15 protein-coding genes are annotated in these 18,059 nt (G+C 72.4%); 5 read left to right on the top strand and 10 right to left on the bottom strand.

The features are described from left to right. Positions 1-34: 34 nt before the first annotated feature. The 8 genes from ACFV3E_RS17440 to ACFV3E_RS17405 form a co-directional block, all read right to left on the bottom strand. Complete coding sequence (locus ACFV3E_RS17440; protein WP_500535433.1) at positions 35-1,300, bottom strand: cytochrome P450 family protein; 1,266 nt, start codon at positions 1,298-1,300, stop codon at positions 35-37. Next, complete coding sequence (locus tag ACFV3E_RS17435; RefSeq protein WP_500535432.1) at positions 1,293-1,994, bottom strand: endonuclease V; 702 nt, start codon at positions 1,992-1,994, stop codon at positions 1,293-1,295. Before ACFV3E_RS17435 ends, ACFV3E_RS17440 begins: the two co-directional genes overlap by 8 nt. A 45-nt stretch (positions 1,995-2,039) precedes the next feature. After that, positions 2,040-2,543, bottom strand: coding sequence for a DUF6479 family protein (locus tag ACFV3E_RS17430; RefSeq protein ID WP_500535431.1), 504 nt, complete (start codon positions 2,541-2,543; stop codon positions 2,040-2,042). Between the two features lie 64 nt (positions 2,544-2,607). Continuing rightward, a complete protein-coding gene (locus ACFV3E_RS17425; RefSeq protein WP_500535430.1) occupies positions 2,608-3,588 on the bottom strand; it encodes a nucleoside triphosphate pyrophosphohydrolase in 981 nt (326 codons plus the stop codon). A gap of 74 nt (positions 3,589-3,662) precedes the next feature. Next, on the bottom strand, positions 3,663-4,304 hold the full coding sequence (locus tag ACFV3E_RS17420) for a SurA N-terminal domain-containing protein (protein ID WP_500369002.1): 642 nt from the start codon (positions 4,302-4,304) through the stop codon (positions 3,663-3,665). A gap of 130 nt (positions 4,305-4,434) precedes the next feature. Continuing rightward, positions 4,435-5,349: a GmrSD restriction endonuclease domain-containing protein gene (locus tag ACFV3E_RS17415; RefSeq protein WP_500535429.1), complete on the bottom strand. Its 915-nt coding sequence runs from the start codon at positions 5,347-5,349 to the stop codon at positions 4,435-4,437. A gap of 59 nt (positions 5,350-5,408) precedes the next feature. Beyond that, positions 5,409-6,140, bottom strand: a complete 732-nt coding sequence (locus ACFV3E_RS17410) for a DUF6585 family protein (protein WP_500535428.1) — start codon at positions 6,138-6,140, stop codon at positions 5,409-5,411. Between the two features lie 77 nt (positions 6,141-6,217). Continuing rightward, on the bottom strand, positions 6,218-6,955 hold the full coding sequence (locus ACFV3E_RS17405; RefSeq protein ID WP_500535427.1) for a hypothetical protein: 738 nt from the start codon (positions 6,953-6,955) through the stop codon (positions 6,218-6,220). Between the two features lie 220 nt (positions 6,956-7,175). Here ACFV3E_RS17405 and ACFV3E_RS17400 point away from each other — a divergent pair, with 220 nt between their 5' ends. The 3 genes from ACFV3E_RS17400 (at position 7,176) to ACFV3E_RS17390 (ending at position 11,399) form a co-directional block, all read left to right on the top strand. Further along, a complete protein-coding gene (locus ACFV3E_RS17400; protein ID WP_500535426.1) occupies positions 7,176-9,185 on the top strand; it encodes an N-6 DNA methylase in 2,010 nt (669 codons plus the stop codon). Between the two features lie 100 nt (positions 9,186-9,285). After that, the gene (locus ACFV3E_RS17395) at positions 9,286-9,873 is read left to right on the top strand and encodes a hypothetical protein (RefSeq protein WP_500535425.1); all 588 of its coding nucleotides are present in this window, start codon (positions 9,286-9,288) and stop codon (positions 9,871-9,873) included. Next, positions 9,870-11,399 (top strand): protein kinase domain-containing protein, encoded by a 1,530-nt coding sequence (locus ACFV3E_RS17390; protein ID WP_499512235.1) that lies wholly within the window; start codon positions 9,870-9,872, stop codon positions 11,397-11,399. Before ACFV3E_RS17395 ends, ACFV3E_RS17390 begins: the two co-directional genes overlap by 4 nt. A gap of 3 nt (positions 11,400-11,402) precedes the next feature. Here the strand turns inward: ACFV3E_RS17390 and ACFV3E_RS17385 are convergent, their stop codons facing one another. Together ACFV3E_RS17385 and ACFV3E_RS17380 are read right to left on the bottom strand one after the other, a co-directional pair. After that, positions 11,403-12,788, bottom strand: coding sequence for a polysialyltransferase family glycosyltransferase (locus ACFV3E_RS17385; protein WP_500535424.1), 1,386 nt, complete (start codon positions 12,786-12,788; stop codon positions 11,403-11,405). 2 nt (positions 12,789-12,790) lie between these two features. Beyond that, positions 12,791-13,759, bottom strand: a complete 969-nt coding sequence (locus ACFV3E_RS17380; protein ID WP_500535423.1) for a glycosyltransferase family 2 protein — start codon at positions 13,757-13,759, stop codon at positions 12,791-12,793. Positions 13,760-14,212: 453 nt separating this feature from the next. Here ACFV3E_RS17380 and ACFV3E_RS17375 point away from each other — a divergent pair, with 453 nt between their 5' ends. Together ACFV3E_RS17375 and ACFV3E_RS17370 are read left to right on the top strand one after the other, a co-directional pair. Beyond that, positions 14,213-15,601 carry a glycosyltransferase family 29 protein gene (locus ACFV3E_RS17375; protein ID WP_500535422.1) on the top strand — a complete coding sequence of 463 codons (1,389 nt, stop codon included), beginning with the start codon at positions 14,213-14,215 and terminating at the stop codon, positions 15,599-15,601. After that, complete coding sequence (locus tag ACFV3E_RS17370; RefSeq protein WP_500535421.1) at positions 15,598-17,916, top strand: glycosyltransferase; 2,319 nt, start codon at positions 15,598-15,600, stop codon at positions 17,914-17,916. The genes ACFV3E_RS17375 and ACFV3E_RS17370 overlap by 4 nt, the downstream gene beginning before the upstream one ends. The last annotated feature ends 143 nt before the right edge of the window (positions 17,917-18,059 follow it).

The raw sequence follows: 18,059 nt of genomic DNA, 5'->3' as shown, positions 1-18,059 counted from the left end.
ACGGATCACGCGAAGATCACGTTCTGACGTCCTGTCAGTCACGTTCCGGTGAGAAGGCGACCGGCAGGGTCCGCAAGCCCCGCATGATCAGGCCGCCCCGCCACCTCAGGTCGGCCGGCTCGGCGGCCAGTCGCAGGTCCGGCAGCCGGGTCAGCAACGTCGCCAGGGCGGACTGCGCCTCCAGCCGCGCGAGGGGGGCGCCCAGGCAGTAGTGGATGCCGTGGCCGTACCCCAAGTGCTGGTTGTCGCGGCGCGACAGGTCCAGGGTGTCCGGGTCGGCGAAGCGCTCCGGATCGCGGTCGGCGGCCGCCAGGACGACCAGCACCGGATCGCCGGTGGCGACGGACTGCCCGCCGACGGTGAGGGGTTCGGTCGCGAACCGCCAGGTCGCCAGCTCCACCGGCCCGTCGTAGCGCAGCAGTTCCTCGACTGCGGTGGCGAGCGCCTCGCGCTCGCCGCGGGCGAGGGAGTCCTGGAGCCGCCGCCGCTGCTCCGGGTGGCGCAGCAGGGTGTAGGTGCCGTTGCCGATGAGGTTGACGGTCGTCTCGAAGCCCGCGAAGAGCAGGATGAAGGCCATCGCGGCGGCCTCGTTCTCGGTCAGGTGCTCGCCGTGGTCGCTCGCCCGGATCAGCCCGGAGATCAGGTCGTCGCCGAGCTCCGAGCGCTTGCGGTGGATCAGTTCCAGCAGGTAGGCCCGCATCTTCTTCACCGAGCGGGCCACTCCCCCGCGCGGGCCGCCGCCGTGCCGGATCATCATGCCCGCCCAGTCGCGGAAGTCGTCCTGGTCCTCGGCGGGGACGCCCAGCAGGTCGCAGATGGCGTAGATCGGCAGCGGGAACGCGAACTCATGGATGAGATCCGCCTCGCCCTTGGCGGCGAAACCGTCGATCAGCCGGTCGGTGAGCTCCTGCACCCGCGGCGCGAACTCCGCCACCCGGCGCGGGGTGAAGGCCTTGGAGACCAGCCGCCGCAGCCGGGTGTGGTCGGGCGGATCGATGTTGAGCAGGTGCGTCATCAGGTCGGCGCTGCGCTCGCCCGGGATGCCCACCTTGCCCTTGGCGTGGGCGCGTTCGGAGTGGTGGACGGGGTTCTTGCTGAGCCGTGCGTCGGCCAGCGCCTGCTTGGCGTCCGCGTACCGGGTGACCAGCCAGGCCTCCACCCCGCTGGGCAGGGTCGTGCGGTGCACCGGGGAGTGCTCGCGCAGCCAGGCGTACGCGGGGTACGGATCGGTCGCGAACTGCCAGGTGAACAGCTCGGGGGCGGCCGGGATGCCGGGGTCGGGGGTCACGCTCTCATGCACCCCATGACGTTAGCCGGTCGCGGCTGAGCCGGTCGGCGAGCCTGGTCGTCTCCGGGAGGCGGTAGGAGGGGGCCAGGGCGAGCACATGGCGGCAGGCGGTGTCCAGGTCGACGCCGTGGCCGGTCGAGACGTAGACCGGCTTCACCCCGGCCTGGGTCCGCAGCACCCGTCCCACCGTCTCCCCCGCGTCCACCAGCGGCGCGGTCGATCCCCGGGCGTCACCGAGCGCGGCGGTGTCCCAGGTGCCGACGAAGGGCGTCTTCGCCACCCCCGCCGCCGGCAGGCCGGTGACCACGCCCAGGTGGCAGGCGAGCCCGAAGCGCCGCGGGTGCGCCAGCCCCTGGCCGTCGCAGAGCAGCAGGTCGGGCGTGACGGAGAGCTTCTCCAGCGCGTCGATCAGCACGGGCAGTTCACGGAAGGCGAAGAGCCCGGGGACGTACGGGAACGTGGCCCGGGCGGTCGCCGTGACCTGCTCGACGGGGGCCAGCGCCGCGGTGTCGAGCACGACGACGGCGGCGGCGACGGTGTCGCCCTCGGCACCGTGACCGCCGCCGTAGGCGACGTCCAGTCCGGCCACGTACCGCGGTCGCTGCGGGCCGGGCCCGCGGTGGTCCGCCAGCGGACGGAGCCGGTCCTGCAGGGCCCGGGCCTCCGCCTCGTCGCGCGGCCACGCGTGCCTTACGTCGATGCGCATGGCCGCCAGCCTAGAGCGGCCTCGGCCGGGCCCGGTGGCCGCGGCTCAGTGCTCTTCCTTGCCGCCTTCCTCCTGTCCCGGCCCGGAACGGGTCGGTGCGCCTCTGGGAACGCCGCCCGGGGACCCGCCCGCGGTGCCCGCGGGACTGCGGGTGCCGCCCTCGGGGCCGCGGGTGGCGCCCTCGGGACCGGGCACGCCGTGGGAGCCCCAGTTGCCGAAGCCCTTCAGGGAGTGCGGGAGGCGCCGGACGCCGTCCTGCGGCCATTCGTCCGGCTCCCGCCATTCGGTGAGCGTGTGCCGCTCACCGTCCTGGTGGCCGGGGCCGTGGTCGGCCGGGGTCTCCCGGCCGTACTCCTGGCGGGTGTGCCACGCCCCGCCACGGGGCTGCGGTTTCTGCTCGGGGGGCGGTTCCTTGCCCCGGGCCCACATCCCGATCGACACCGCGCCGACGAGGATCCCGACCAGGAAAATGCCCACTACCAGCGGCGCGATGCCGACGATGTAGTCGTGCGGCACGGCCAGCTGGATCTGTTCCAGTGCTCGCATCATATGACCCATTTACCCGCTCTGTCCCAACTCACTCGGGACAGCGGGTAAGACCCGGAGCGGAGGGTCAGGCCTGCTTCTCGGCCTCCAGGATCGCGTCCCGGTAGCGGCGCGCGGCGGCCCGCAGGGCGGACTCCGGGTCGATGCCGGCCTCCTGGGCGGCGAGCGCGAGCGCCAGCAGGCGCTCACCGGTGTCGGCGGCGTCCTGGCCGGGGACGGCCACGGACAATCCCGCCTGGCGGGCCCGGGAGCCGAGCTTGGCGGCGAGGGCGAGCGCGGGCTGGCCGAGGGGGATGCCCTCGGTGACCGAGCCGCGCCGCTTCTCCTCCGCCTTGGTGCGCAGCCAGTGCTCGCGGACGTCCTCCGGCGTCTCGGCGACCTCGTCGCCGAAGACGTGCGGGTGCCGGTGGATCAGCTTCTCCACGATGGTGGCGGCGACGTCGTCGATCGAGAACGGCTCCTCCGGGTCGTCCTGGGCGATCCGCGCGTGGAAGACGACCTGCAGCAGCACGTCGCCGAGTTCCTCGCGCAGGGCCTCCCGGTCGCCCTCCTCGGCGGCCTCGGCGAGCTCGTAGACCTCCTCGATGCCGTACTTCACCAGTTCCCGGGTGGTACGGACGCTGCTCCAGGGGCACTCGCGGCGGATCCGGTCCATCACCTGCACCAGGTCGAGCAGCCGCGCGCCCGGCAGGTCGTAGGACCCGGGCACCAGCTCCAGGTCCGGCATGCGGACCCGGCCGGAGCCGCCGAGCCGGGCGAGCTCGTCGGTGACGGCGCGGTCGCCCTCGCCGCCGGCCAGGTAGACCACGGTGCGGCCGCCCTCGGTGAGGTCGACCAGTTCCCGCCCGGTGGGCGCGGACGGCTCGACGGCGACCCCGGCCTCGCGCAGGTACGGCAGCTGCGGATGCTCCGGGTCGGGGCAGACGACCAGGTCGGCGGCGCGCAGCAGCTCCCAGGCGGGCCAGGAGAGCAGGCCGGGGGCGACCCGGTGGGTGGTGGTCAGCAGTACCAGGCGGCCCGGGCGGGCGGAGTCATCGGAGTGGTCCACCCGACGAAACTACCTCGCCGCGGAACGGCGCCGGGGCCGGGTCCGAGGTCGGACCCGGCCCCGGTTCCGGTGCATCAGGCCTGGGCGGCGCGGCGGCTCACCTCGGTCAGCCACGGGTCCTTGGTGGCGTCCAGGTCGAGCTTGTCGGAGTTCCACTTCCCGTAGCGCGGGTTGACGTCGATGTTCAGCTTCTTCGACGTGTCGCGCAGCACCTTGATCAGCGCCGTCTGGCCCTCGGGGGTCTGCACGTCGGCGCCGTAGTGGGCGGCGACCTTCTGCATCAGCAGGTCGGTGCGGATGCTCTCGTCGATGTCGGCGGGCACCATCGCGTAGGTCTGCAGCAGCTGGGCCTCCAGCGCCGCCTTGCCGCCCGCCTGCTTCTCGGTGTCCCCGCGGGCTTCCTGGAGCTCGTTGCGGGTGACGGAGACGCCCACGTCCTGCGCCGCCTCCTCGATCACCTCGTTCTGCACCAGCCGGTGCACGACGTTGCGCTGGAGGTCGCTGCTGGCCTCGATGAGCTGGGCGGCCTGCGGGGTCTTCTCCTGCGCGGCGCGCACCGCGGCGACCTTCGCCTGGACCGTCTCCACGGTGATCTGCCGGCCGTCCACGACGGCCGCGGCACCCGCGTGCGGCGTGCCGCAGGAGGTCAGCAGTGGCGCTGCGAGCAGCACGGCTGCGGCGGCGGTGGCGGAGAGAGCAGTCCTGCGGCGGAGCATTTTTGCCTCCCGGCAAGGGATCGAGCGACGGTGCACGACCTGGCAGTGATGCAGTGATCGAGGATATTGAGCAGGGCACCGGGATATCCAGCGATCCGCACAACACACTGCACAAACGATCCCCGGCACCTCAGGTGTCGCAGGCGACCCCGTCGCCGTCGCGGTCCAGCGCCCGGGAGTAGCCGGGGTCCCCGCGGTGCAGCGGGGCCGCGCCGGCGTCGCGGGCCGCGGCGCAGTTCGCGTACGAGGCACCCGGGGAGGGGGCGGTGCCCTCCTTCCCGTCGCCCGAACCGGAGCCGCCGCTGTCGCCGCCGCCGTTCCCGCCGCCGGACGTCACCGGCCTGCCGGCGTCCGGCAGGGGCTCGTCGGGGCAGGTGCCCAGCACCTTCTCCATGGCGGCCTTCTCGGCCCCGGTGACCCACAGCCCGTACTTCTTCTTCACCGCCACCTGGCGGGCCACGTACGGGCAGCGGAAGGCCTTGTCCGGCGGCAGCCAGGTCGCGGCGTCGCCGTCGCCCTTCCCGCGGTTGGTCGGGCCGTCGACGGCGAGGAGGTTCAGCGGGTCGTTGGCGATCTGCTTGCGCTTGTCGCGGGACCAGTACTTGGCGCCCTTCTGCCAGGCGTCGCTGAGCGCCACGACGTGGTCGATGTCGACCGTGCTGCGGCCGCGCGTGAAGTCGATCCGCTTCCCGGTGTAGGGGTCGTCGAGGGTGCCCGAGGCGACGACGCAGTCCCCGCCCCGGTCGGCGCGGAAGGAGGTGCCGGTGAGGTCCCGGCGGAGTATGTCGTCGCGGGTGTCACAGCCGTTGTGGTCGGTGTCCACCCAGGCCGCGCCGAACTCGTCCCGTGCGTAGCCCGTCTTGGGCGCCCGGCCCTTCACCGCCAGGTCGCCGACCGCCTTGAGCGCGCTGCCCTTCGGCGCCCCGTCGCTCCCGGCCCCGCTGCCCGTGCCGCTGCCGAGGCCCTCGCCCGTGCACCCGGCCAGACCCACGCCGAGCAGCACGGCGACGGCTGCCGCTGCCGTTCCCGCCCTGGTTGTACGCACCTTGGCACTCTAAGGGGTGGGAGGTGGGGCCCGGCAGGGGGCGTACGGCGCCCGAACGGTCAGTGCGCGGCGGCGGTTCGGCGCAGCTCGTCCACAAGGGAGAGGAAGAGGAGGAAGTTCGGGATGTCCTTGACCTTCTTGGACGACCAGGACAGGGACTTGCCGGCCTTCTTCAGCACGAGCACGCCGTCGGCGACCCGGACGCCCTCGATCTCCTGCCAGGTGACGGCCCCGCGCCTCGGCGTCGCGACGCCGGAGCGGTTGACCGAGATGTCCCCGAAGGTCAGCGTCCGCCCCTCCGCCAGCATCCGCAGCATTCCCGGCAGCTGGAACCCGGCGACCTCCTGCTGGATGAACGGCCCCCACCGCTCCGGCTCCGCGTAGAAGTTGAGGATCTTCCGGACCGTGCCGTCCGGCTTGTGCAGCGTGTAGCGGTAACCGGTGGCGACGTGGACGCCGTTGACGTAGGACTCGGTGATCTCCTGCAGCACCGTCATCGAGTCCCAGCGGAAGGCGGCGGGCACGCCGGCGTGGTCGATCTCGACCAGCCCGAACTCGAAGAAGTGGAGGCGCCGGGCGGCGGCCTTGCGGGAGAAGTTGGGGGTGCGCAGGGCATGGTGGAGGAACCAGAGGCCGGGCAGCACGAAGCAGGCCAGCCCCACGAGGATCATGAACACGAAGTTGCACGTCATCAGGAAGCCGTGCCGTTTCGGCATGATCGTGAGGCGGTGCCGCCCGAGGCCCTCGGCCGCGGCGAGGGCGGCGATGTCGTCGGGTATCCGGTCTTCCATGGTGCGTTCCGCCGTTCTCGGGAAGGGGACGGCCCTGGCGCGGCGCGCGCCAGGGCCCGGGGATCGTAGCCGGTGGCTCAGCCGGCGAGCTTGTCGATGTCGACGGTGTCCTTGGCCGCCGGGGCGGTGATCGCGGCCGACTCGTCGAAGTCGGAGAAGAGCATCGTGCCGGGCTCCTTGCCGCCCTTGACGACCACCTTCAGCACGTACGGCCTGCCTTCGGTGGCCACGTAGGCGGTAGTGGTCTCGGCCCCGTCCTTGCTGGTGATCGGCACGGCGGGCGTGCCCGCCACGGTGGTGGGCTCGCCCTTCTTCCCGCCCAGCTCGCCGTCCGAGTCCTTCTCCACCTCGGCGAGGAACGCGTTCAGGTCGCAGGCCTCGACGAGGTCCTTGTTGTCCGGAGTGTCGGCCTTGGTCTTCATCCACCGGCCGGCGAGGAGGTCCTTCATCGCGGCGCCGTCGGAGCCCTGGGACTTCCAGAAGGCGTCGTCGCCCTTCATGTAGAGCGAGGGGCCCGCCTTGACGAGCTGGACGGTGCCGCCCTCGGCGGTGACCTCGCCCTTGCAGTCGCCGGTCCTGGTCATCGCCATGCGGAACTTCATCCGCTCGCCGTCGGAGATGCCGTCGAGGTCGACGGTCATCGCCGGGGCGGACTTCATGGCGGCCACGGCCTTCTTCTCGATGGTGGTGGCCGGCTGGTCGGCGAGGCCGGTGGACGCCGGCTTCGCCGTGCCACCGAGCGGGCCGCAGGCGGCCATGGTGAGGGCGGCGGTGACGCAGCCGAGCGCGGTGAGCGCTCCGCGAGTGGTGGTCATGAGGGTCGTCCCCCTTGGTGGACAGCGTGTGGATGACGGTTGCGGGCCGGCGGAGCACCCGGGCTTCGTGAACCGATGGGTCAATCACAGCATGAGCTGTGAACCGAGTCAACATAAAATCTCGATCCACATGAGTTCACGCGCGAAGGGTCGGATCTTTCGTTCACCGGTATGCTCGGGGCCACAGCCGCACCCCCGTCGCGGGAAGGGAGCCAGCCAGGTGCCGGACAACGCAAGCGAGGTGACCGCAGCCGGGATCGCACGGCTGGCCGGGGTGGGGCGGGCGGCCGTCAGCAACTGGCGCCGCAGGCACGCCGACTTCCCCAAGCCGGTGGGGGGCACCGACACCAGCCCGGCCTTCGCGCTGTCGGAGGTCGAGAGCTGGCTCCGCGCCCAGGGCAAACTCGCCGAGGTCCCGCTGCGTGAACGGGTCTGGCAGCGGGCCGAGTCCCATCCCTCGGGCACCGCGGCCGCGCTCCGGCAGGCCGGCGCCGTCTGCCTGCTGGTCCGTGAACACCCCGCCGACGGGCCCCGGATGGAGGGAGCCGAAGCCGAGGGCGCCGTACGGGACCTCTTCGAGCGGCACTTCGGCGGACGGTTCGCCCTCGGCACCCCCGTCGACGCCGAACTGCTGCGCGGCGCCGCCGAACTCGCCGCCGGGATGGGCCCGCGCCAAGCCTACGAGTTCCTGCTCGGACGCCACCTGGACGCCAACCCCCGGCAGTACACGCTGACCCCGGCCGCGCCCGCCGAGCTGATGGCCGCGCTCGCCGGTCCCGCCCGTACCGTGCTGGACCCCGCCTGCGGCACCGGCGCCCTGCTGCGTGCCGTCGAGGCCCCGCACGAGGTGTACGGCCAGGAGGCCGACCCGGACCTGGCCGCGCTGGCGGCGCTGCGGCTGGCGTTGCACGCCGACCCCGCCGCGGTGGTGCGGGTGGCCGGCGGCGACAGCCTGCGCGCCGACGCCTTCCCCGGGCTCGCCGCCGACGCGGTGCTGTGCCACCCGCCGTTCAACGAGCGCAACTGGGGCCACGAGGACCTCGCCTACGACGCCCGCTGGGAGTACGGCTTCCCGGCCCGCACCGAGTCCGAACTCGCCTGGGTGCAGCACTGCCTGGCCCGGGTCCGGGAGGGCGGGACCGTCGTGCTGCTGATGCCGCCCGCCGCCGCCTCGCGCCGCTCCGGCCGCCGGATCCGGGCCGACCTGCTGCGGCGCGGCGCCCTGCGCGCGGTGGTCGCGCTCCCGGCCGGCGCCGCGCCCCCGTACGGCATCCCGCTCCACCTGTGGGTGCTGCGCAGGCCGGGCGCCGGCACGGCGGCCTCCCCGCACCTGCTGCTGGTCGACACCGCGGGGTCGCAGGACGCGGCCCCCGGCGGTGAGAAGGTGCCCTGGCAGTCGGTGCGCGCCACCGTGCTGGACGCCTGGCACTCCTTCGACCGGCACGGCACCACGGAGGAGCGGCCCGGCGTGAGCCGCGCCCTGAAGGTCATCGACCTGCTCGACGACGACGTGGACCTGGCCCCCGCCCGCCACCTGCCGCCGCCCGCCGCGGGCGGCGGGGCGGCCGAACTCGCCGGGGTGCGCGACCGGTTGGCCGCCACCTTGCTGCGCACCGCCGAGCTCACCCCCGCCCCCGCCGGGGCGGCCGAGCCCGCCCGCTGGCCGCTCACCACGGTCGGCGAACTGGCCCGTGCCGGGGCGCTGGTGCTGCGCGCGGGCGGCACCGGGAGCGCCCGCCCCGACGGCGGCCCCGCCGTGCTCACCGAGCACGACGTCCTCGGCGGTGGCGCGCCGAGCGGCAGCCTGCCCGAGGGGCCGCCCGGGGAGGAGCCGGTCCTGACGCGGGAGGGCGACGTGGTCGTCCCGGTGCTCGGCCGGGGTTCGGCCGCCCGCGTCGTCGACGCCGCCACCGCCGGGGCGGCCCTCGGCCGCAACCTCCACCTGCTGCGCCCCGACCCGGCCGCCCTGGACCCCTGGTTCCTCGCCGGCTTCCTGCGCGGCACCGCCAACAACCGCCAGGCCAGCAGCTACGCCTCCACCGCGACGCGGCTGGACGTCCGCCGGCTCCAGGTGCCGCGGCTGCCGCCGGCCGACCAGCGCCGGTACGGGGAACGCTTCCGCACCCTGGCCGCCTTCGAGGAGACCCTGCGGCTGGCGGGACAGCTGGGTGAGCAGTTGGTGCAGGGGCTCTACGACGGGCTGACCGACGGCACGGTGCGTCCCGAATAGTTACGGGATCGGGTGACAGCCCGTCGGCGACGGCGGATACTCTCGCGATACCACCCGCAGCTGTCCTCCGCACTGATGTCCAGGGAGTACGAGAGCAGTGATGAACGGCCCCGGCCCGGTCCCGCCGTACCCACCCGCTCAGTCCAAGGCCACGGCGACCACGCTCCGTGTCATCTTCCTCACGATCACCGCGATCAGCTGCGGCTTCCTGTCCGGCCTCCCGTTGCTGCACCTGGCCATCCAGCGGCGCCGGACCATGGACTGGGTGTTCTTCTGGATCGGCACCGCGGTGAGCATCGCCTCCTTCGCGACCGTCGGCACGCTGCCGGAGGAGAGCCCCTGGACGGACGTGGCGATGCTCACCGCCATCGCCCTCGTCCCCCTGGTCGGCGTCCACTACCTGGTGGCCGACCTGGCGCTGCACCGGGCGGCCGCGGTGCCCGGCTACCCGTCGTACGCCACGACCGTGCCGTACCCCCCGCCGCACCAGCAGGCGCCGCCGCAGCCGCCGGTGGACTACAACCCGTACCGCACGGCCCCGCCCCCGCCCCCCGCGCCGCAGGCCCCCGTGCCGCCGCAGCCGCCCGCGCCCCCGCACCCGCACCCGCACCCGCCCCGGATCAACCAGGTGCGCGCCGAACTGGACGAGCTGAGCGACCTGCTGCGCAAGCAGGAGGGCGGTCAGTGAACGGACGGATCGTCGCCGGCCGTTACGAGCTGGCCACGGTCCTCGGCCAGGGCGGCATGGGCCAGGTGTGGACCGCGTACGACCGGCGGCTGGACCGGCGGGTGGCCGTGAAGCTGCTGCGCCCGGACAAGGTGGCCGGCGGCGCCGACGCCGAAGAACTGCGCCGGCGCTTCGAGCGGGAGTGCCGGGTCACCGCCCAGGTCGACCATCCGGGGCTGGTCACCGTCCACGACGCGGGCAGCGACGCGGACGAGCTGTACTTCGTCATGCAGTACGTGGAGGGCGCCGACCTCGCCGACCACCTCGCCGAGCACGACCCCTACCCCTGGCCGTGGGCGGTCGCCGTGGCCGCGCAGTTGTGCGCCGTGCTGTCGGCGGTGCACGCGGTGCCGATCGTGCACCGCGACCTCAAGCCCCGCAACGTCATGGTGCGCCCGGACGGCACCATGGTCGTCCTCGACCTCGGCGTCGCCTCCGTGCTCGACACCGACACGACGCGGCTCACCCACACCGGCACGCCCATCGGGACGCCCGCGTACATGGCGCCCGAGCAGGCGATGAGCGGCGCCGTCGGGCCCCGCACCGACCTGTACGCGCTCGGGGTGCTGCTGCACGAACTGGTCAGCGGCACCGTCCCGTTCGCGGGCGCCACGGCGCTCGGCGTGTTGCACCGGCACCTGTACGAGCAGCCCGTGCCGCTGCGGCAGGTGCGCCCGGAGGTGCCGGAACCGCTGGAGGCGCTCGTGCTGCAACTGCTGGCGAAGGACCCGCAGCACCGCCCGGCCGACGCCCAGGAGACCTACCGCCGGCTGGCGCCGCTGCTGCCGGTGCCCGGCGTCGTCCACCGCTCCCTCGGGCCGATGGACCCCACCCGCCCCTTCCTGCGTCCGCTCGCGCCCTGGCCCGACCGGCCGGCCGCCCCTTCGCAGCCCACTCCCGCCCCGGGCGCGACCGGGGCCCCCGCGGGCCACGGCATCGCGGAGGCCGTCGACGAGGTGAAGCGGCTGCTCGACGCCGGACGCATCACGCAGGCGGTCGACATCCTGGGCGGCGTGCTGCCGGCCGCCGCGGAGAAGCACGGCGAGCAGTCACCGGTGGTGCGGATGCTGCGCAAGCAGTACGCGGCCACGCTGATGGAGGACGGCCAGTACCGCCGCGCCCTGCCGGAGCTGCGCCGGCTCGCGGACGAACTGGCCGCCGAGTCGGGGCCGCTGGGCCGCCAGTCGCTGCAGTACCGCTACGAGGCCGCGCAGTGCCTGGAGCAGTTGGGCGAGGCCCCGGCGGCGCTCGCCGAGTACCGGGCGCTGCTGCCCTCCTTCGAGCAGTACCGCGCCACCGACCCGGAGCTGCCGCTGGAGGTGCGGCGCCGCATCGGCCACCTGCTGCTGTCGGTGGGCGACCGCATGGCCGCCCACGACGTGCTGTCCCGCCTGCTGTACGACTCCGACCGGGTGCACGGCCCGCACCACCCGTTCTCGCTGGAGGTACGGCGGACGCTGACCTGGCTGGGGCAGGTCGGTCGTTAGCGGCTAGCGGCGGGACCGGAGGCGGCGGGCCACGCGCGCCATGCGGCGCACGGTGGTGTTGCCGCGCAGCCGCTGGGCGGCACTGAGCGGGCCGCCGCCGGGCAGCCCCAGCGAGGTGAGGCGGCGGCGCCGGAAGTAGTACTCGGTGTCCGGGCCGAGGTGGTCCCGCAGCCACGCCGCGGTCTCCTCGCGCAGCCCGGGGTGCATCCTGGGCTGCATGCAGAAGCCCACGGCCCGTACGAGCGGGGCGAGTTCCGCGGCGGCCCCGCCCTGGGCACCCGGGCCGGCGACGTCGGGCACGAGGTGGTCGACGATGGTCAGCGGGACGCGGTTGCTGTTCTGGTACGGCGTGAGCCGGTCCAGCACCAGACGGGTCCCGGCCCGCGCGATCGCGACGTCGTAGTAGGCGCTCGCGGTGAGCATCGCGGTGGAGAAGCAGCCGACGACCAGCTCCGGCCGGCAGACCTCGTACAGCGTCTCGGCCAGCAGCGGGCCGTCCAGTACGCGCAGCCGCGCGCCCTCGGCCGCCGCGGCGTCCTCCATCGCCTTGGAGTAGCCGGCCGGCGCCGTGGGGTGGGGCTTGAAGACGATCGAGCGGTGACCCGCGGCGATCGCGCCGCGCACCATGGTGACGTGCAGCTCCTCCTCCTCCTGCGGGGTGAGGATGCGCAGGGCGGCGAGGTACTGGCCGAGCAGCACCGCGGTCGGCGGGTCCTGGGCGAGGGCGGTGAGCCGGGGGTCGTCCGCCGCCTCCACGGCGATCTCCTTGAGCACGGCCCTGAAGGCGTCGTCGGGGACGAGTTCGGGCTCCGCGCCGGTCTCCGCCAGCAGCAGCGGACGCAGTCCGGGGACCAGGTCGAGGTGGAGGACCCGCTGGACGCGGTTGCCGAGGGGGCCCGGCAGCTTCTCACGGGTGGGCCCGTAGCTCATCAGGCCGTCCGCGTACACGTGGACGGCGCTCTCGGCGAAGATCGTGGCGAGCGCGCGTGCCGGGTTGACCTGGATGGACTCCACCACGAGCTCGACGGGGACGTCGCCCAGGCCCCAGGAGTGCCGGAACAGCCGCTGCCAGATGGAGCTCTCGTCCTCCAGCGGGGCCCACTTGGAGGGCCGGTGCGGGTGGATCACCTCGTTCCACGAGACGACCTCGTCGAAACGGGTGACGATCCGCTGGTACCCGTGCATGTCGGAGAGCTGGACGACCGTCTCGGGGACCGGGGCGTTGTTGCTCACCAGCAGGATGCGCCGGGTGCCGGTACGGGGCCCGAAGGCGCCGGCGTCCAGGGCGGCGGCGAGGGTCGCGGCGCCGTAGAGGGTCGAGACCTCGAAGATCTGGGCCCGGTCGTGGTTCATGCTCTCCTCAGCCCGTTCGGCCGTCGGCAGGGTCATCGTCAGGCCGCCTTCCGCGCGTCGGCGCGCAGCCGCTGGAGCACGTGGGCGCGCTGGACGTCCATCTCGGCGAGGGTCCGGTCCAGCACCTCCTGCGGCATGCGGGCCAGGGCGACGGCGGACTGCCGCTTGAGCTGCCTGCCGGTCCCGGCGTCGTAGCGCCGCACGTTGGACATGTGGAAGGCGATCAGCGCGCAGTAGGTGCGGACGATCTTGGGCAGGAAGCGCTCGGCCTCGCGGTCGGCGAGCACGTCGTCGAGTATCGCGTCGTGGGCGGGTATGAAGTCCAGCTGCCGGCCGTCGCTGATCTGGGTGAGCGAGTCGCTGACCCCGCGCCGGTAGAAGACCCCGACCGGGCGGATCACCGCGAAGGACCGGGCCGTCAGGTGCAGCCGCCAGACCCACTCGCGGTCCTCCGCGGTCCGCAGGCTGGTGCTGTAGCGCATGCCGCCGTCCTCGAAGAGCCGGCGGTGGTAGATCCCGGCCCAGACGAAGGGGTAGTCGACCATGGTCGACACGTGCGAGGGCGTGATCGCGTCGCGCGGGTCGAGCACGGCGTCCCAGCGCCTGGCAGGGGGGCGGTGCACGACCCGCTCGGTGCCGGTGGCCTTGACGTGCCCGGTGCGCACGAAGTCGCAGTCCAGCCGCTCGATGCCGGCGACGAGCTCGTCGAGGTAGCCGCGGGCGTACCAGTCGTCGCCGTCCAGGAAGGTCACGTACGTCCCGCCGGCCGCGTCCAGTCCGCTGTTGCGGGACTGGGCGACGCCCTTGTTCTGCTCGTGCCGGATCACCCTCATGCCCGGCAGCCGGCGCTCCCAGTGGGCCAGGATCTCCGGGGTGCCGTCCGTCGAGTGATCGTCGACGAGGATGAACTCGGTGTCCGCCCCCGCATTGTTGGCCAGCCCGCACAACATGTCGTGCGCGTACGGCTGAATATTGCGGAAGGGGACGATTACCGAAAGTTTGGGCACCTGGGAATCCAGACGATCTCGACGCGGGCCACGGACTCCGGCCCCCCGGACGGTGCCGGAGGACAAGCGTATCGGACTAGATCCAGACGGGGCGTCGGGAATGCTTCGACAAGGTGAACGCAAGGAATACGGAATACGAACTCCCGCCTTTCCCCATGCCGCCCGCGATGCTTCCCGACCGCCGCCTTCCCCGTTCGCATCCGATTAGATCCTCGTTCACTTGAACGTCATATCCACTCCCTACGGTGATCTCCTCCGCCCCATGTGCCGTGCGCGTGTCCATGTGCGTCGAGGTGCCCGGGCGGCGTCTGTTGATCCGCGCGGGAAACCCATGCAGTTCTCCCCAGCGGCCGTGTCATTGTTGGGAGCAGCATGGTCAAGTTCCGGGCTGGATGGCTCGAGAAAAGATTGGACAACTCCGCGGGCGCGGATATTCCGATCGCTTCGGTTTCCGTGGCCGAGTGCGTCCGGTCCTGTGCCGTCCACGGCGGCAAGCTCGCCAAGAACCTGGACTGGAGAAAGGGCCAGCTCGCCGAGGCGATCCGGGAACTGCTGGCCCGGTACGCCGCCGCGATGACCGATCCGGGTGACGCCGCCGCGCTCACCGGCGGGAAGAGCACCTGGCCGAAGTCGAACCCCGAGGTCTTCGACGCCCTGCTCGAGGTGGGCAACAAGGCCGTGGACGTGCACGGCGCCGACGAGCTGCGGCTCGCGATGCGCATCACCGAGACGGTCCTCGGCGTCCGCAAGCAGTCCCGGGCCGGCTGGCGCCTGCGGGCGCGCCTGATGGACGCGATCGGCGACGACGCCGCCACCATCGCCGCGTACGAGCGCTTCCTGGCGCTGACCCCCAAGGACGACCTCAACATCGCGGGCCGCATCACCAAGCTGCAGGAGAGCGGCGAGCGCCTCGCGCAGACGCTGCAGCTGCTCCAGAAGGAGGCCCCCGGCTCCCGTGAGTTCGCGGGCGTCCCGGAGACCGAGCTGTGGGCGGAGGGCCTGGCCCTCAAGGACGCCGGCGACTGGGAGCGCGCCGAGCCCCGGCTCGTGGCCGCGCTCGTCGGGATGAGCGAGCAGGACGGTTCCGCCACCTCGGTGCGCGCGGCGCTGACCGACTACGTGAACCTCCGTCTGGAGCGGGACCGCGGCCGGCTGGCCGGCTCGACGCGGCTGCTCGAGCTGTACGCCGACGACCGCCGGCTGCGCGACCTGGACCCGATCCCGGACCCGGCGCTGACCGGTTCGGAGATGGTCGGCCTCAGCGACTTCCGCAACCTGATCGCGGGGAAGACGATCTGCCTGGTCGCCAACTCCCAGCGGGTGGGCTCCGGCACGATGGGTCAGGAGATCGACTCCTACGACCTCGTCGTCCGCTTCAACTCGTACCGGATCGAGGCGGCCGCCACCGGCACCAAGACCGACATCCACGCGACGATCCACCTGCACAACTTCAACTGGGACAAGAAGGTCCAGACGCGACTGGTCTTCAGCGGCAGCCACCACCAGTGGCGCAACTCGGTCCGCCGCCGTCTGGTCCCCGGGGCCCAGCGCTACGTCGGCGACCGCACGCTGCGCTGGCCGGTCCGCGAGATCGGCAGGATCGGCGAGGACGTGATGCCGTCCATCCCCACCAGCGGTTTCAACATGCTGTGGCTGCTGGACTTCCTGGACGTCAACCCGAAGATCGACCTCATCGGGTTCGACTTCTACGACAGCGGTGCCTACCGCCTGCAGGAAGCGATGAAGCTCCCGATCGCCACCGCGCACGGTTACGCGGACGAGAAGGACTGGGTCATGGCCCGCGCCCAGGACGTCACTGAAATGAGGATATCGCTCCGATGACCGCCTCTGTCCCGGTTCCGGCGCCCCGGAGCGAAACGCTCACCGGCAAGCGCCGCGTCGCCTTCGCGTCGTACGTCGACGAGAACTACCTGCCCGGCTTCCTCGCCCTGCTGCGCAGCCTGGCCCTGACCAACCCCGGCCTCTGCGAGGACTTCGTCGTCCTCTACGACGACCTGCAGCCGGCCTCGGTCACCGAGATCCGGAAGCTGCACCCGCGCGTCGTCATGCGCCGTGTCGTCCCCGAGCGCTACGACGACTTCGTCAAGGGCGATCCGGAGAACTACCTGATCCGCAAGGCGTACTTCATCCTCGACGTCTTCCGGATCCGCGACTACGACACGGTCATCACGCTCGACACCGACATGGTCGTCCTCGGCGACCTGGGCGAGCTGCTGCGGATGCGGCACGGCGTCGGCGCGGTCCCGCAGTTCCTGCTGGACCAGTCGAAGCTCAACAGCGGTCTGCTGGTCATCCAGAAGGAGTACCTCACCGACGAGTTCTGCGCGCAGATCGACACCGTCGGCACCTCCGGCGCGTACGAGCTCGACAAGCACGACCAGGGCATCCTCAACGCCCTGCTCGCGGGCAAGTTCGTCAAGATCGACCCGCGCTACAACTTCGTCAAGCGGCGGCTGTCGGGCGACCGTTCCCCCGACGAGGAAGACGTCGTCATCCTGCACTTCACCGGCCGTCACAAGCCGTGGAACGGCGGCGAGCACGGCTACTCGGGCGCCGAGGCCGCGTGGAAGAAGTACGACCTCACCCACGCGGACTTCGTCGAGCGCTTCCTGGCCCTGGAGGGCGAGAAGCACCCGGACCTGCTGATCCACTTCGGCCGCCACCTCGTGGCGAGCGAGGGCCGGCACGACGGGGTCCGCGAGGTCGCCGAGGCGTACCTGGCCAAGGGCCGGTACGAGGACGCGGTGGAGATCCTCGGCCGCTCCCCCATCCCCGCCGGCGAGAGCCGTTCCCACGAGCTGCTCGGCCAGGCCCTGGCCGCGACCTCCCGCTACGAGGAGGCCACGGCGCACCTGCTGCTCTCCACCGCCCACGCCCCGGCCGCCGCCCGCCCCTTCGGCCGGCTGGCGAACATGGCGTGGATCCTGGGCGACAACACGGCCTCCCGCGAATACGCCCTGGCCGGCCTCAACGCGGACGTCAGCGACCGCGCCTGCCGGATCTCGTACGAGCGCGCGGAGGCGATCGCCGCCCGCCCGGCCGAGACCGGCGCCCCCTCCGAGCAGCTGGCGCACGTGGCGTTCTACATGGAGCGCCAGGGCAACGCGGGCGACAAGATCCTGCCCGAGACGGTCCGGCTCTGCTTCGGCCCGGACACCGGCGACCGCGGCTGGCACTCCATCCACGCGCACAAGCTGTTCGACGAGGCGGCCCTGGAGCGGGTGAACTCCCGCCGCGGCCTGGTCATCGGCGGCGGCGGCCTGTTCATCCCGGACACCTCGCCGAACGGCAACAGCGCCTGGCAGTGGAACGTGCCGGACCGGCTGCTGGAGAAGATCGACGTCCCGCTGGCGGTCTTCGCGGTGGGCTACAACGCCTTCGACGGCCAGTCGTACACGCGCCGCCGTTTCGAGGAGAGCCTGCGGCTGCTGGTCTCCAAGTCGGCGTTCTTCGGTCTGCGCAACCACGGCTCGGTGGAGAAGGTCCGTGCGCTGCTCCCCGCGGAGCTGCAGGACCGGGTGCTCTTCCAGCCCTGCCCGACCACCGTCTCCCGCCACCTGGTGCCCGGCTGGCAGGACCCGGTGGAGCGGGACGACACGGTGCTGATCAACTGCGCCTACGACCGCGCCGGGCTGCGCTTCGGCCACGACTACGACCACTTCCTCCGGGAGATGGCCACCGCGGTCCGTGCCATCGGCAAGCACGCCGAGGTCCGCTACGCCGCCCACGCGCTGGACGACGAGCGCTTCGTCTTCGACCTGCGGCGTGAGTACGGCATCTCGCTGCCGGTCGAGCCGATGTACGACTTCGACACCGACCAGCTGCGCACCGCCTTCGCGCGCACCAAGCTGGTGATCGGCATGCGCGGCCACGCGGGCATGATCCCGTTCGGCTGCGGCACGCCCATCATCAGCCTCATCTCCCACCCGAAGATGGCGTACTTCCTGTCCGACATCGAGCGCCCGGAGTGGGGCGTCTCGGTCCACGACCGGAACCTCGGCGCGATCCTCGCGGAGCGCTCCATCGGCATCCTGGACAACCTGTCGGCGACCGTCGCCGACGTCCACGGGCGCCAGGAGGCGCTGTGGAAGGTGACGCAGGACAACGTGGCGAAGCTGAAGACCGTCCTCGGCTGAGCCTCCCCGGGGAACCCGTCCTTCAGGAGGGGCGCCCGGTGAGCGACACCGCGCCCCCCCCGCAAATTCTACCGGGGGGGGTGTTATAAACAAAAAACAGCCCACCAAACCCGAAAAAAAAAAGTAATGCCGCGTGTTGGTGT

Origin of the sequence: Streptomyces sp. NPDC059718, from assembly GCF_042733315.1 — a bacterium.
Classification (GTDB): Bacteria; Actinomycetota; Actinomycetes; order Streptomycetales; family Streptomycetaceae; genus Actinacidiphila.
Note: the sequence above shows the minus strand (reverse complement) of the source record. Positions and strands in the feature narration are given on the sequence as shown.